At 57.0% G+C, this 14640-nt stretch carries 13 protein-coding genes; 5 read left to right on the forward strand and 8 right to left on the reverse strand.

All coding sequences use genetic code 11. The features are described 5' to 3' along the window. Positions 1-73: 73 nt before the first annotated feature. The 5 genes from yqaB to AC0TN7_RS15005 all read left to right on the forward strand — a co-directional run bounded on the left by yqaB (position 74) and on the right by AC0TN7_RS15005 (position 4181). Positions 74-640 (forward strand): fructose-1-phosphate/6-phosphogluconate phosphatase, encoded by a 567-nt coding sequence (yqaB, locus tag AC0TN7_RS14985; RefSeq protein WP_463727264.1) that lies wholly within the window; start codon positions 74-76, stop codon positions 638-640. After that, complete coding sequence (locus tag AC0TN7_RS14990; RefSeq protein ID WP_008499541.1) at positions 637-1065, forward strand: YqaA family protein; 429 nt, start codon at positions 637-639, stop codon at positions 1063-1065. The genes yqaB and AC0TN7_RS14990 overlap by 4 nt, the downstream gene beginning before the upstream one ends. Positions 1066-1148: 83 nt before the next feature. Next, a complete protein-coding gene (gene gshA / locus AC0TN7_RS14995; RefSeq protein WP_024907694.1) occupies positions 1149-2693 on the forward strand; it encodes a glutamate--cysteine ligase in 1545 nt (514 codons plus the stop codon). A gap of 153 nt (positions 2694-2846) precedes the next feature. Next, complete coding sequence (gene luxS, locus AC0TN7_RS15000) at positions 2847-3362, forward strand: S-ribosylhomocysteine lyase (protein WP_024907693.1); 516 nt, start codon at positions 2847-2849, stop codon at positions 3360-3362. 54 nt (positions 3363-3416) lie between these two features. After that, positions 3417-4181 (forward strand): AraC family transcriptional regulator, encoded by a 765-nt coding sequence (locus AC0TN7_RS15005; protein ID WP_024907692.1) that lies wholly within the window; start codon positions 3417-3419, stop codon positions 4179-4181. Here AC0TN7_RS15005 and leuA read toward each other — a convergent pair. The 8 genes from leuA to proV all read right to left on the reverse strand — a co-directional run bounded on the left by leuA (position 4168) and on the right by proV (position 14354). Continuing rightward, entirely contained in the window at positions 4168-5823 is a 1656-nt protein-coding gene (gene leuA, locus AC0TN7_RS15010) for a 2-isopropylmalate synthase (protein ID WP_473702241.1), read from the reverse strand. The two genes, AC0TN7_RS15005 and leuA, sit on opposite strands and share 14 nt — an antisense overlap. A 199-nt stretch (positions 5824-6022) precedes the next feature. Then, positions 6023-7570 (reverse strand): multidrug efflux MFS transporter permease subunit EmrB, encoded by a 1548-nt coding sequence (gene emrB / locus AC0TN7_RS15015; protein WP_024907690.1) that lies wholly within the window; start codon positions 7568-7570, stop codon positions 6023-6025. Between the two features lie 16 nt (positions 7571-7586). After that, positions 7587-8759, reverse strand: coding sequence for a multidrug efflux MFS transporter periplasmic adaptor subunit EmrA (gene emrA, locus AC0TN7_RS15020; RefSeq protein WP_029742047.1), 1173 nt, complete (start codon positions 8757-8759; stop codon positions 7587-7589). A gap of 126 nt (positions 8760-8885) precedes the next feature. After that, the gene (gene mprA, locus AC0TN7_RS15025; protein ID WP_023333174.1) at positions 8886-9416 is read right to left on the reverse strand and encodes a transcriptional repressor MprA; all 531 of its coding nucleotides are present in this window, start codon (positions 9414-9416) and stop codon (positions 8886-8888) included. Positions 9417-9729: 313 nt separating this feature from the next. Next, a complete protein-coding gene (locus AC0TN7_RS15030) occupies positions 9730-10914 on the reverse strand; it encodes an MFS transporter (RefSeq protein WP_024907688.1) in 1185 nt (394 codons plus the stop codon). A gap of 169 nt (positions 10915-11083) precedes the next feature. Beyond that, the gene (gene proX, locus AC0TN7_RS15035; protein ID WP_024907687.1) at positions 11084-12079 is read right to left on the reverse strand and encodes a glycine betaine/L-proline ABC transporter substrate-binding protein ProX; all 996 of its coding nucleotides are present in this window, start codon (positions 12077-12079) and stop codon (positions 11084-11086) included. Positions 12080-12088: 9 nt separating this feature from the next. Then, positions 12089-13159, reverse strand: a complete 1071-nt coding sequence (proW, locus tag AC0TN7_RS15040; protein WP_024907686.1) for a glycine betaine/L-proline ABC transporter permease ProW — start codon at positions 13157-13159, stop codon at positions 12089-12091. Continuing rightward, positions 13152-14354 carry a glycine betaine/L-proline ABC transporter ATP-binding protein ProV gene (proV, locus tag AC0TN7_RS15045; RefSeq protein ID WP_024907685.1) on the reverse strand — a complete coding sequence of 401 codons (1203 nt, stop codon included), beginning with the start codon at positions 14352-14354 and terminating at the stop codon, positions 13152-13154. The genes proW and proV overlap by 8 nt, the downstream gene beginning before the upstream one ends. Positions 14355-14640 lie beyond the last annotated feature (286 nt).

Here is a 14640-nt window from a genome sequence, read left to right on the forward strand (position 1 = left end):
ACACTCTCTGTCAGCGACAAAAACCACCATTTACGATAAAGTAATGCTTTGTTAATCGGTTAGTGAGAGCACGATGTACGCACAGTATGACGGTTTGATCTTCGATATGGATGGTACTCTTCTGGATACCGAACCCACGCATCGTCAAGCCTGGACCGACGTCCTGGGCCGCTACGGTATGCGTTTCGACCTTCAGGCGATGATCGCCCTCAACGGCTCCCCAACCTGGCGTATTGCACAGGCCGTGATTGAACTGAATCAGGCCGATCTCGACCCGCACCTGCTCGCACGCGAAAAAACCGATGCGGTAAAAGCCATGCTCTTAGATACCGTACGTCCTTTGCCGCTGATTGATGTGGTAAAAGAGTGGCACGGGCGTCGCCCGATGTCGGTGGGGACGGGCAGTGAAAGTGCGATTGCTGAGGCATTACTCAACCATCTTGGCCTGCGCCACTATTTTTCTGCCGTGGTCGCCGCCGATCATGTTAAACATCACAAGCCCGCACCGGACACCTTCCTGCTCTGCGCAGAATTAATGAGCGTCTCTGCGGCAAAATGTGTCGTGTTTGAAGATGCCGATTTTGGTATCCAGGCCGCGCGTGATGCCGGAATGGATGCGGTGGATGTGCGCTTACTGTGAGTGACGCGCTGTCACTCGCCTCATTATTCGCCAGCAGTTTTTTAAGCGCCACGCTGTTACCGGGCAATTCGGAAGTGGTGCTGGTGGCGATGCTGTTGTCCGGCGTGAGTCAGCCCTGGCTGCTTGTATTAATAGCAACAATGGGTAATAGCCTTGGAGGGCTGACTAACGTTATTCTTGGGCGTTTCTTTCCGCTGCGCGAAAAATCGCGCTGGCAGGAAAAGGCAGTCGGCTGGCTAAAACGCTATGGCGCTGCCACGCTGTTATTAAGCTGGATGCCTGTAATAGGCGATTTACTGTGTCTGCTGGCGGGATGGATGCGCATCTCCTGGGGACCGGTGCTCTTTTTTTTGTGCCTTGGCAAGGCGTTGCGCTATGTTCTCGTGGCGTGGGCAACACTACAGGGTATGACGTGGTGGCACTAATTGGTGGAATGAATACGCGACCTTCAATCGTCAACCATTACAATTATGCTGAGTAACATTACTTTGACAGGCGGGAGGTCAATTTGATCCCGGACGTATCTCAGGCGCTGGCCTGGCTGGAAAACCACCCTCAGGTATTGAAGGGTATTCAGCGTGGTCTTGAGCGTGAAACGCTGCGCGTTAACGCGGACGGCAGTTTAGCGACGACGGGTCACCCGAAGGCGTTAGGCTCGGCGCTGACACATAAATGGATCACAACCGATTTCGCTGAAGCGCTGCTGGAGTTCATCACCCCAGTAGAGGGTGATATTGATCATATGCTGACGATCATGCGCGATATCCATCGCTATACCGCGCGCAACATGGGCGACGAACGTATGTGGCCCCTCAGCATGCCGTGCTATATCGAGCAGGGGCAGGAAATTGAGCTGGCGCAGTACGGCACGTCAAATATCGGCCGGCTGAAAACGCTCTATCGTGAAGGGCTGAAAAACCGCTACGGCGCGTTGATGCAGACCATCTCTGGCGTGCACTACAACTTCTCGTTGCCGATGGCTTTCTGGCAGGCGAAATGTGGTGAAACGGATAAAGACGCGATCTCTGAAGGCTACTTCCGCCTGATCCGCAACTACTACCGTTTCGGCTGGGTGATCCCGTATCTGTTTGGTGCCTCCCCGGCGATCTGTTCTTCGTTCCTGCAGGGGAAACCGACCACGCTGCCGTTCGAGAAGACCGACTGCGGAATGTACTATCTCCCGTACGCCACCTCTCTGCGCCTGAGCGATCTCGGTTATACCAATAAATCGCAAAGCAATCTCGGTATTACGTTTAACGAATTGCACGAATATGTGGCAGGATTGAAGCGGGCGATCAAAACCCCGTCGGAAGAGTACGAGAAAATCGGCCTCGAAAAAGACGGCAAGCGCCTGCAAATCAACAGCAATGTGCTGCAGATTGAAAACGAGCTGTATGCGCCTATTCGTCCTAAGCGCGTAACCCGCAGCGGTGAAACCCCGTCGGATGCGCTGCAGCGCGGCGGGATTGAATACATTGAAGTGCGCTCGCTGGATATCAACCCGTTCTCACCGATTGGCGTTGATGAACAGCAGATTCGCTTCCTGGATCTGTTTATGGTCTGGTGCGTGCTGGCGGATGCGCCGGAAATGAGTTCAGACGAACTGCTCTGCACCCGTACAAACTGGAACCGCGTGATTCTGGAAGGGCGTAAACCGGGTCTGACGCTGGGTATCGGCTGCGAAACGGCACAGTTCCCGCTGACCACAGTCGGCAAAGATCTGTTCCGTGACCTGAAGCGTGTTGCCCGGACAATGGACAGCATCGACGGCGGAGAGGCGTATCAACTGATCTGCGACCAGCTGGTGGAATGTTTTGATAACCCGGAACTGACGTTCTCAGCGCGCATTCTGCGTTCTATGATTGATCAGGGCATTGGTGGTACGGGGCGTTCACTCTCGGCGGAGTACCGTGAGATGCTGATCCAGGAGCCGTTAGAAATCCTGAGCGAAGCGGATTTTGTAGCGGAACGCGATGCGTCCGTTGTGCGTCAGAAAGAGGTTGAAGCGGCGGATACCGAGTCGTTTGAGGCGTTTCTGGCGAAGCAGGCTTAAGCAGAAAAGAAAAAGGCCACATCGCTGTGGCCAAAATATACATCTCTGAATTCAGGGATGATGATAACAAATGCGCGTCTTTCATATACTCAGACGCGCATTCTGTAGAAGAGTTCAGTTTATTTTAAAAAAAATCACTATCGGAGGTGACGTATGCCGTTATTAGATAGCTTTACTGTCGACCATACCCGTATGGAAGCACCTGCAGTCCGCGTGGCGAAGACCATGCACACCCCGCACGGCGACACGATCACCGTCTTCGATCTGCGTTTCTGCGTGCCAAACAAAGAAGTGATGCCGGAGAAAGGCATTCATACGCTGGAACATCTGTTCGCCGGCTTCATGCGTGACCACCTGAACGGCAACGGCGTTGAGATCATCGATATCTCTCCGATGGGCTGCCGTACCGGTTTCTACATGAGCCTGATTGGCGTGCCTGATGAGAAGCGCGTCGCGGATGCCTGGAAAGCGGCGATGCAGGACGTGCTGAAGGTGAAAGAGCAGAACCAGATCCCTGAGCTGAACGTTTACCAGTGCGGTACCTATCAGATGCACTCTCTGGAAGAAGCGCAGGAGATCGCGCGCCACATCATCGAGCGTGATGTTCGCGTGAACAGCAACGAAGAGCTGGCCCTGCCGAAAGAAAAACTGCAGGAACTGCACATCTAGTGCACCTTTTCCCTCTCCCTCAGGGAGAGGGTAGGGTGAGGGTGGTTTAATTCCATGACCACAACCGCAACCTTCTCCTTTACCCACCGTCCCCTCGTTCCGTTCGCCCATGATTACGCTCATGGTGACAGCGAGCCGTGGCATGAGCACGACTGCGCACAGCTGCTGCACACCCTGAGCGGCGTGGTACGGGTGGATACCGCATCGGGCTGTTGGGTTGTGCCTCCCGGTCGCGGCGTCTGGCTGCCTGCGGGCACGCAGCATTCCCTGCGCATTACCGGCAACGTGGCGGCGCGAACGCTATTTATCGATCCGCTGGCGCGGGCCGATCTCCCGGCCACCTGCCAGATCGTGCAGATCGCGCCGCTGCTGCGCGAGCTGATCCTCGTCTCCCTTGCTTTACCTGAGTCGTACTCACCCGGAAGCCGGGATGAGCGCGTCTATGAGCTCATTCTCGATGAAATCCGCACTATGCCGGTGCTGCCGTTTCACCTGCCGGAGCCGGAAAGTGAAGCGTTACGTCGCCTGTGCCTGCAAATCCGGCAAAGCCCGGGTGAAAGCTGGAGCAGCGCGCAGGCTGCGAGCATGATGAACATGAGCGAGCGCACCCTGAACCGCCATTTCCAGCAGCAGACGGGATTAAGCTACGGAGAGTGGCTGAGAAGGGCGCGCCTGCTGGAAGCCTTAGTGCGGCTGGCGCAGGGCCAGCCGGTATTGCGCGTGGCGCTGGATCTGGGCTACGGCAGCCACAGCGCCTTTACGGCGATGTTCCGCCGCGTGATGGGCGTCTCCCCCAGCGATTACTTTAAGAACGACTGACGGCGTTAAACAGCGCCTGAAGCGACGCGCGCGCCACGTCGCTATCAATGCCCACGCCCCAGCGGCTGCTGCCGTCCTGGAACAGGCAGCGGATGTAGGCCACCGAGCGGCTGTCGCTGCGTTCGCCTAACGTATGCTCGTGATAATCCTTAATCACGAACGGGGCGTTGACCCAGCGGCTTAAGCCGTGAGCGGCGGCGGAGAGCAGACCGTTACCCTGACCTTCCAGCTGACGCGTTCCCCCCTGCGTAGCGATGCTTGCCGTCAAACGCAGCTGGCCGTCCTGCTGGCTGTCGCTGCGGTAGGATTGCAGCGCATAGTGCGGCGTGGCCACCAGGCCGTAGCGGGTGCGGAACAGTTGCCACAGCGCATTCTGCGTCATCTCTTTTCCGTGACGATCGGTTTCCTGCTGCACGTGCTGGCTGAAATCCTGCTGCAGGGCGCGGGGCAACTTCAGACCATGGTTCTGTTCGATCAGCCACGCGCTGCCGCTTTTTCCTGACTGGCTGTTCACGCGGATCACCGCTTCGTAGGTGCAGCCGATATCCTGCGGATCGACGGGCAGGTAGGGCATCTCCCAGCGATCGCCTGGCCTGCGGGCATCAAAGCCTTTTTTGATCGCGTCCTGGTGTGAGCCGGAGAAGGCAGTATAGGCCAGCCGTCCTGCCCACGGATGGCGCGGATGCACCGGCAGCTGATTGCAGGTTTCCACCACTTCCACCACCCGGTTCATATCGCTAAAGTCCAGATTCGGGCTAACCCCCTGGCTGTAGAGGTTCATTGCCAGCGTCACCAGGCAGACGTTGCCCGTGCGCTCCCCGTTACCAAACAGACAGCCCTCCACGCGGTCAGCCCCCGCCATCACGGCTAGCTCCGCGCAGGCGACGCCGGTACCGCGGTCATTATGCGGATGCACGCTGATGCAGACATCGCGGCGGCGGCTAAAGTGGCGGCAGAAATACTCGATCTGGTCGGCATAGACGTTCGGCGTGCTCACTTCGACGGTGGCGGGTAAGTTGATCACCATTGGCCGTTCGTCGCACGGCTGCCAGAACTCCGCGACGGCTTCACAAATCTCCAGCGCAAACTCTGGCTCGGTAAAGCAGAAGGTTTCCGGGGAGTATTCATACTGCCATCGGGTGTCCGGGTTCTCTTCACACAGCTGACGAATAAGCCGCGTGGCGCGCGTCGCCAGCTCGACGACTTGCGCTTTCTCCATGCCGAACACCAGGCGGCGGAACAGCGGGGCGGTGGCGTTGTAGAGATGGACGGTGGCCTGCTTCGCGCCGCGCAGGGATTCAAAAGTGCGATGGATGAGATCTTCCCGTGCCTGAGTGAGCACCTGAATCGTCACGTCATCCGGGATGCGGCTCTCTTCAATCAGCTGACGAACAAAGTTGAAATCCGTCTGCGAGGCGGAAGGAAAAGCGACCTCGATCTCTTTGAATCCGCAGCCCAGCAGCAGGTCCCAGAACTGCAGCTTGCGCGCGCTGTCCATCGGCTCGGCAAGGGCCTGGTTGCCGTCGCGCAGGTCGGTTGAGAGCCAGCGCGGCGCACGAGTGATGCGTTGCTCCGGCCAGCGGCGGTCGGGCAGGGAAAGGGTCGGATAGGGTTGGTACTTGTCGGCGGGTGTGTTCAGCATGATGCGCTCCTGTTGTCTTTTCACTATCGTGAATCGATTTCAGGCGCGCTGCTTTATCGGAACTGACAATGGCTGTCGCGTTCTGGACACGGTGGCGATTGTTGCCCGGTGGCGCTGCGCTTACCGGGCCTACGAATGGTGGCCCGGTAAGCGTAGGCCGGGTAAGGCGTAGCCGCCACCCGGCAACTCGTGCACAGAACTAGTGCGCACCGCCGCCGCCGCTACCGGCGCCAAACGGTGGTTTAGCAAACCACACCAGCCCCAGCAGGACGATAAAGATCCCCGCCGATATCCAGAAAATCTCGTTGGCCGAGATAATCAGCCCCTGGTTGGTGATCTGCTGGGCAATCCACCCTGACGCCTGCTGCTCCGTCATCCCCATTCCCTGAAGCTGGTTGTACATTTCGCGGGAATTCGGGTTGAACGGGTTCACCGCTTCGGTCAGCTGCGCATGGTGCATCGATTCACGGTTAGTCCACAGGGTGGTGGTGATCGAGGTACCAATCGAGCCCGCCAGCGTTCGAGTAAAGTTCGACAGGCTCGATGCCGCCGCCATGCGCTCAGGCGGTAAACCGGAAAGCGTGATGGTGGTCAGTGGCATAAAGAAACACGCCACGGCAAAGCCCTGAATAAACTGCGGCCACGCGGACGCGCCAAAGTCCATTCCCGGTTCGAACGTATACGCGCGCCAGTAGAAGCACACGGCGTACATGATAAAGCTGAACGTCACCAGCCTGCGCATGTCGAGCTTGTGGGCGAAGCGGCCAATAATCGGCGACAGCAGAACCGGAATCAATCCAACCGGTGCCGAGGCTAAACCTGCCCAGGTTGCGGTGTAGCCGTATACCTCCTGCAACAGCTGAGGCAGCAGTACAATCGCGCCGAAGTAGAGCATGTAGGCGAGGCTGATACACAGACAGCCTATGGTGAAGTTTCGCGACTTAAACAGCGACAGGTCGACTATCGGGTTATCGTCCGTCAGCTCCCAGACAATCAGGAAGCTCAGCGACACCACCGCGACAATCGTCAGGATGATGATCTCCCGGGAGTTGAACCAGTCCAGCTCTTTGCCCTGGTCGAGCATGACCTGCAGGCTACCGATGCCGATAACCAGCAATGCCAGACCAATGGCGTCGATACGCCGCTGTTCCGTCCTGGTTTCTCTGCCGCGCAGCGTCTGGAGCGTCAGCATTACCACGATGGCGCCAATCGGTACGTTGATGAAGAAGATCCAGCCCCAGTGATAGTTGTCGCTGATATAGCCGCCTAAAATAGGCCCGCAAATCGGGGCGACAATCACGGTCATTGACCATAGCGCAAGCGCAATTGAGCGTTTGGCGGGCGGGTAGTTGTTCAGCAGTAAACTCTGCGACAGCGGAATCAACGGCCCGGCGACAATCCCCTGAATAACGCGGAAGAATATCAGCATCGTCAGGCTGCTGGACATGCCGCACGCCCAGGAGGCAAGAACGAACAATACCGTCGACCAGAGGAACAGCTTCACTTCACCGACGCGCTTTGCCAGCCAGCCGGTAATCGGAATGGAGATGGCGTTTGCCACCCCAAACGAGGTAATGACCCAGGTCCCCTGGCTCAGCGACGAGCCAAGGTTACCGGCGATGGTCGGGATCGCCACGTTCGCGATGGTGGAGTCCAGCACCTGCATGAATGTCGCAAGAGAGAGCGCAATGGTCATGATGACCAGCTGCGCCCCTTCCAGCGGTTTTTGCGGCTTTTGCTGTTGCATAACGCTCACCTTCGGATTAACCGGCGTTTGCCTTCACGATGTCATCGATCAGCTTGTTGACCGGATCGAGGCTAATTTCACGGGCGTTACTTTCATAAGCCGGGCTGCTGCGAACCTGGCTTGCCAGGATCTGACCGTCGCGGTTGGCGGTGTCGACCGTCACCAGCGTAGAGAGGCCGATACGCAGCGGGTGATCCGCCAGCTGTTTGGCATCCAGCTCAATACGCACAGGCAGACGCTGAACCACTTTGATCCAGTTACCGGTGGCGTTTTGCGCAGGCAGCAGGGAGAAGGCGCTGCCGGTCCCCATATCCAGACCAACCACTTTCCCGGTGTACTTCACGTCATCGCCGTAGATGTCGCTGACAACCGTCGCGGTCTGGCCGATACGCATATGGGCAAGCTGCGTCTCTTTAAAGTTGGCATCTACCCACAGATTGTCTGCCGGCACGACCGCCATCAGCGGCGTGGTTGGGCTAATCTGGGCCCCTGGCTGGACGGAACGACGGGAGACATAGCCGGTCATCGGGCTGACGATTTTAGTACGCTGCAGGGCAAGCCACGCGTTGCGCACTTCAGTCGCCGCCTGCTGAACGGCGGGCTGGTTTTCCAGGCTGGTGCCCAGCACCATCGCCTGGTTGGCGTTGTACTGTTGAATGGCCACATCCAGCTGTGCCTGAGCGCTGGCCACGGCATCGCGGGCGTGCTGCAGCTCTTCACGGCCAATCAGGTTAGCCGTGCCGAGCGGCACGCGGCGGTTCAGGTCGCTCTGCGCCTGCGCCAGTGCCGTTTTCTGCACGTCGATGTTGGCCTGCAGCTGTTTGCTGTTGATCATCAGCTGGCGGGTCTGACGGACGCTGGAGGCCAGCGCGGTCTGTGCTTTTTCAAACGCCTGCTGTGCGTCGGTTGGATCGAGGGTCACCAACACATCGCCTTTTTGCACAAAGTCGGTATTGTCAGCCCAAACTTTCGTCACGCTGCCCGACACCTGCGCCATAATTTGTACTTGGTTCCCTGCTACGTACGCGTCGTCAGTCTCTTCAGCATGACGCAGTACTAAAAACCAATAGATCCCATATGCCACGGCAATAATGATAAAGAGCAAGGTCAACAGAAGAAGGGCGCTCTTACGTTTGCCTTTCTTGTTGCCCGGCTGCTGCGGGGTAGTGCTCTCCGCATTTGCGCTCATTGTAGTTCTCCACGATCTTCTTATTTTCACATCGGCTGAGCCGACCTGTTGTCAGAAAGGCCAGCAGTGTGACGTGCTGGCCTGTCGGTTTTCTTATGAATCTGGAATGGTGAGCGTGTCGTCGCGTTAGCGCAGCGCCTCAAGAACGGCGCCGTCTTCATCCATCTGGTCCAGACGGGTGAGCAGCTTGCGAGTGATGTGCTCAAGCTGGTCGCGCTCGGCGGTGCTGAGGACAGACCAGAGTTTGTGCAGGCAATTGTGCTGAGGTGGCAGCACCTCACGCAGGAACTGGTGACCTTTATCGGTCAGTTGCAGATGCAGGCAGCGGCGATCGTTGTCGCTTTCACGGCGCTCAATCCAGCCACGCTTTTCGAGTTCATCGGCAATACGGGTCGCATTGGTACGGGAAGAGCCCAGCGCGCAGCTCAGTTCGGAAGGCTGAATGCTGTGATTTTCCTGAGACTCCAGCGTAATCAACGCCATAAACAACGTCTCGTTAATCCCTTGAGCTTTCAGCATTTTATTACGGTTTTCCAGTAGCTTACCCTGCATGTGCATGCACAGGCGAGTCAGCAGGATTTCCTGGTACGGGAAGTCCTCATGGCGACTGGCGCGGAATTTAAGCATTTGTTCAATGGGCGTAAACGAACTATCCATTTGGGCATAACCTCATTAATTACAGCCGATATAGTAACGATAGTGACAAATAATGTAAATGAATTATTTGTGCGGTTATATCCGCCAAATCAATGTCACCATCAGAAAGCGCCGGGTAAGTCCGTGACCCGGTGAGCACAGAAAGCGTAGGGTGTGAACCCGCTGGAGAAAGGATGTGAGGACGGGGGTCTGAACTATTCATGCCGATTGTAAATATGTCACCCACATTAAAATTTCTGGGATAAATGATTACGTTTACATTAACAGAGTGAAGGGCCTCTTAACACCCTAAGAGGCCAACGCAATGTAAAACTTAGTGAATTGCATCCTGGCGATGGTAACCGCGCCACCATACTAGCAGGTTAAGGGTGGCGACGATGGCCCCAATCGCACATACCCCCGACCAGCCTGCATGCTGCCACGCCGACGCTGAAATGAGCGAACCCGCCGCGCCGCCAATGAAGTAGCTGGTCATGTAACCGGCCGTCAGGCGGTTACGCGCCTCTGGCTTCACGCGATAGATGACGGTCTGATTGGTGATGTGAACGCCCTGAACGGTGAGATCGAGCACCAGGATGCCGACGATCAGCGCCAGCACCGAGACGTGCCCGTACCAGATTGCCGCCCAGGAGAGCAGAAGTAAAATCAGCCCTGCGGAGGTGGTCAGGTGGGATTTACCCTTGTCGGCCAGCCCTCCTGCGGGACGCGCGCCCAGTGCGCCTGCGGCACCGGCCAGACCGAACAGGCCAATCACCCCTTCGGAATAATTGAACGGCGGCGCTGCAAGCAGAAACGCCATCGACGTCCACAGAATGCTGAAGTTAGCGAAGGTGAAACAGCCCAGCAGGGCGCGGGTGCGCAGAAGCTTATCCTGGGTGAACAGACTGAAAACGGAGGCCAGCAGTTGAGGATAGTTCAGGTGGTTGTCCTGCTTCACTTTTGGCAGCCCGCGCCACAGCGCCAGCGCCATGATGACCATCAGCACGCTCGCTACCCAGTATACGGTGCGCCAGCCGCCGAGGCTTGCCAGCAGCCCGGCAACGGTACGCGCCAGCAAAATCCCCAGCAGCAGGCCGCTCATGATGGTGCCCACCACCTTGCCGCGTTTTTCCGGGGAGGCGAGGGTCGCGGCGAGCGGGACCAGGATTTGCGCCACCACGGAGAACAGCCCCGTTAGCGCGGTACCGACGATCATCATCGTCAGCGACTGGCTGCTGGCGGTGATCAGCATCCCACCGGCGGCCAGCAGGGTCATGGAGACGATCAGCATTCGGCGTTCAAACATATCGCCGAGCGGCACCAGGAACAGCAGCCCGGCGGCATAGCCGAGCTGTGCAGCGGTAACGATAAAGCCTGCGGAGCTGGCGGAGAGATTGAACGCGCGGGCGATGGTGTCGAGAAGAGGCTGCGCGTAATAGTTGCTGGCGACCGCCAGACCCGTTGCCACGGACATTAAAAGGATGAGTGCGGGGCTAAGCCCTTGAGTGGTTTTTGTCATTAGTTTCAGGAATCGTTAGTTGAGTGATTATTTTTCCGGAAACCATAATAGCTAATGATTGTGAATGTTGGGGGATTGTTATGTGTGTGTTTGTGCGGTTAATCCCCTCACCCCAGCCCCCCCCAAAGGGGAGAGGGTTAGGGTGAGGGGTTAGGTTGTGTTGTATTTTTTACTTCTGCGCCGCAAGTGCCTCTTTCACCCAGCCGTCAAACTGCTGCTGGTGGGCTTTGATCCAGCCGTCCACGTGGCCTTTCACATCCGCTTCGGAGGATTTACCCGCGTGCATCATCGCGTTCTGGGCGTTGATGTCCGCCAGCGGCAGCTTCATCACCGAGAACAGCTTCGCCGCCGCCGGGTTTTTCTCGGCCCAGGCTTTGTTCGCCACGATATGCATGGTGTTCACCGGGAAGCCGTAGTTCATGCCGTTCGGCAGCCTGGTGTCGATGTCTTTCTGCTCGCCCGGCAGGGAGGAGAACGGCACCTGCAGCCACACCACGTCTTTACCCGGCTTCAGCACGTCGCTCACCCAGTACGGCGTCCAGGTGTAGTAGATCACCGGTTTACCCTCTTTGAAGCGGGCAATGGTGTCGGCCATCATCGCCGAATAGTTACCGTGGCTCACGTCGACCGTTTTCGCCAGATCGAATGCTTTGTTCTGGTGATTAATCACCGCTTCACAGCCCCAGCCCGGCGAGCAGCCCATCATGTCGGCCTTGCCGTCACCGTTGGTGTCGAACAGTTTGGCGATCTTCGGATCTTTCAGCTGTTCAATATTGGTGATGTGGTACTTATCGGCGGTTTTCTTGTCGATCAGATAACCCTGCGCCGCGCCGGTCACGAAGGTGCCTTCGCGGTAGAATTTCTTGTCGCCACCGGCGGCGGCATACATATCGTCGTGCAGCGGCTGCCAGTTCACCGCGGTGAAGGTGGCGTCACCGGAAGCAATTGAGGTATAGCCCACGTTGTAATCCACTTCGCTCGGCGTGTTAACCGTGTAGCCGAGTTTTTCCAGCGCGCGGCTGACGATCAGCGTCTGGAAGCTCTCTTCCGAAATGGTGCTCTGCACCGGCTGCACGGTAATGCCTTTGCCCGGCAGGTCAGCCGCGAAGGTGCTGGTGGAGACAAGGGTGGCAAACGCTGTGGCAAAAAGTACGTTATGTCGCATCGTTGTTCCTTATTTTGACTTCGTGAAAGGGCGGGTGAGTAACCCGACAGGGCCGGTGGTATACCAGCGACGGTTGCCGCGACTGCGTGAATCAAGACCGACGGCCTGAGTCAGGCGGTCAAGAATAATGGCGAGGATCACGATGCCGACGCCGCCGACGGTGGCCAGCCCCATGTCGAGGCGGCCAATGCCGCGCAGCACCATCTGACCGAGACCACCAACGGCGATCATCGAGGCAATCACCACCATTGAGAGTGCCAGCATCAGCGTCTGGTTAACGCCCGCCATGATGGTCGGCATGGCCAGCGGGAGCTGAACCTTAAACAGCATCTGGCGCGGGCTGGCACCGAACGAGCGTGACGCTTCGATCAGGTCCGCAGGCACCTGGTTGATCCCGAGAATGGTCAGACGAATAATCGGCGGCAGGGCGAAGATAATGGTCACCACCACGCCCGGCACGTTGCCGATACCGAACAGCATGACAATCGGCACCAGATAGACGAACGCCGGGGTGGTCTGCATTGCATCCAGCAGCGGGCGGATAATCTTCGCTGCCCGCGGGCTGCGCGCCAGCCAGATCCCCATCGGCAGGCCGATGACGATGCAGAAGAGCAGGGCGGTCAGCACCAGTGCCAGGGTTATCATCGCCTGCGACCACGCGCCAATCGCGCCAATGGCAATCAGCGAAATCAGCGTGGCGATCCCCATCCCGGCGCTGCCAAACTGCCAGGCGATCAGAGAGAACAGGATAATGGCGACCGGCGCCGGCATGCCCAGCATCAGCTGCTGGAAGCCGTTCAGGATGTAATCCACCGGGATGCGGATCCCCTGGAACACCGGGCGGAAGTGCGTCACCACCCAGTCGATCCCCTCCGTCACCCAGCTGTCCAGCGGGATCAGCGTTTTATGAAACGGATCCATGATGTTGAAGTGTTCTGGCGCAGGCGCGGGTGCGCTGTTCAGCCAGTCTGCCGCGCCGCCGCCATCGGCGGGGGCTGGCGTGGAACCCCACGCGTCGGCGGATTGCGCAGCGCTGTCCGCTGCTTCAGTGGTGCCCCACGGGTTTGATTGATCAGCCATTGTTTGCCCCCTCGCGATCTAAAGCCTGCAGCAGCATCCGTTTTGAGATGATGCCGACGTACTGTTGTTCCTCGCCCACGACCGGCACGGCGCACGGTGCCTGACCCACGTGAGAGAGCAACTCGCTGAGCGGCGTTTCGGCGTCCACGGCAAGCGGAGCGTCAATTAACGCCGCATCGATTCCCCGGTTTTCGCCAAGCGCGGTTTTCAGGGAGTCGATGGAGACAACGCCGACAAATTTATTGCCGCGTTCAACCAGATAACCGTATTCACGGTCTTCGTCCTGCAGCAGCTTAAGCGCCGAGCGCGGGCCGAAGCCTGGCGTTTTACGAATAATGCCGTTTGGCGTTCGACGGGCAATATCTTTGGCGCTAAAGACCTGGCTAATATCCACGCCGCGGAAGAAGGTACGGACATAATCGTTCGCTGGATTATTGAGTATTTCATCCGGCGTGCCGACCTGCACCACTTCACCGTTTTGCATAATGGCAATACGGTCGCCAATACGCATGGCTTCATCCAGATCGTGGGAAATAAAGACAATCGTTCGCTGATGTTTAGCCTGTAATTTTACCAGTTCATCCTGCATCTCGGTGCGAATTAACGGATCGAGGGCGGAGAAGGCTTCATCCATTAATAAAATATCTGGATTAATGGCTAATGCGCGGGCTAATCCCACGCGCTGACGCATACCGCCGGAAAGTTCATCCGGGTACGCATGCGCATAATTTTCCAGCCCGACCTGACGCAATGCATCAAGGGCTTTTTCCTGACGTTCCTGAGCCGGCGTGCCGGCTAATTCCATGCCGAAGGCGGTATTATCCAGTACCGTCATGTGTGGCATTAGCGCGAATGACTGGAACACCATTGCGATCTTCTTTCTGCGCACCTCGCGAAGCTCAGCGTCTGATATTCTGGCGATATCCACGCCATCAATCAGCACCTGCCCGCGGGTGGGTTCAATCAGGCGATTGAGAAGGCGAACCATAGTGGATTTACCCGAACCGGATAATCCCATGATGACAAAAATCTCGCCTTCTTCAATGGCCAGACTGGCGTCTTTAACGCCAAGCGATAGCCCGGTTTTTTCCAGAATTTGCTCTTTCGTAAGGCCTTTTTCAATATATTTGAATGCGCGCTGCGGATGCTCGCCAAATACTTTATAAAGATTTTTCACTTCTAATTTAATTGCCATGCAATAGAGAGTGTCCTGTTATTTGTTTATGTCGATATGATTACCATGGTAAATTGTTAACGGGCATAACCCTAACATACTGAGAATCTGAGACAACCCTGGGTTTGCTTATGACGTGAATTTTCAGGGAAGCGAAACGGCTGAATTTCCCATGAATAAAGGGCTGAGAGCGTTTTGAATTTTTCTCAATTTTTTGCTGCTGCATCGGGGAATTTCGCCTGGATCGGAATGATTCAGGCGAATATGACTCGGAAATGACAGTGTAGTTGCTTTGTAAATATTAGAG

The organism is Enterobacter sp. PL_is511 (genome assembly GCF_055816065.1).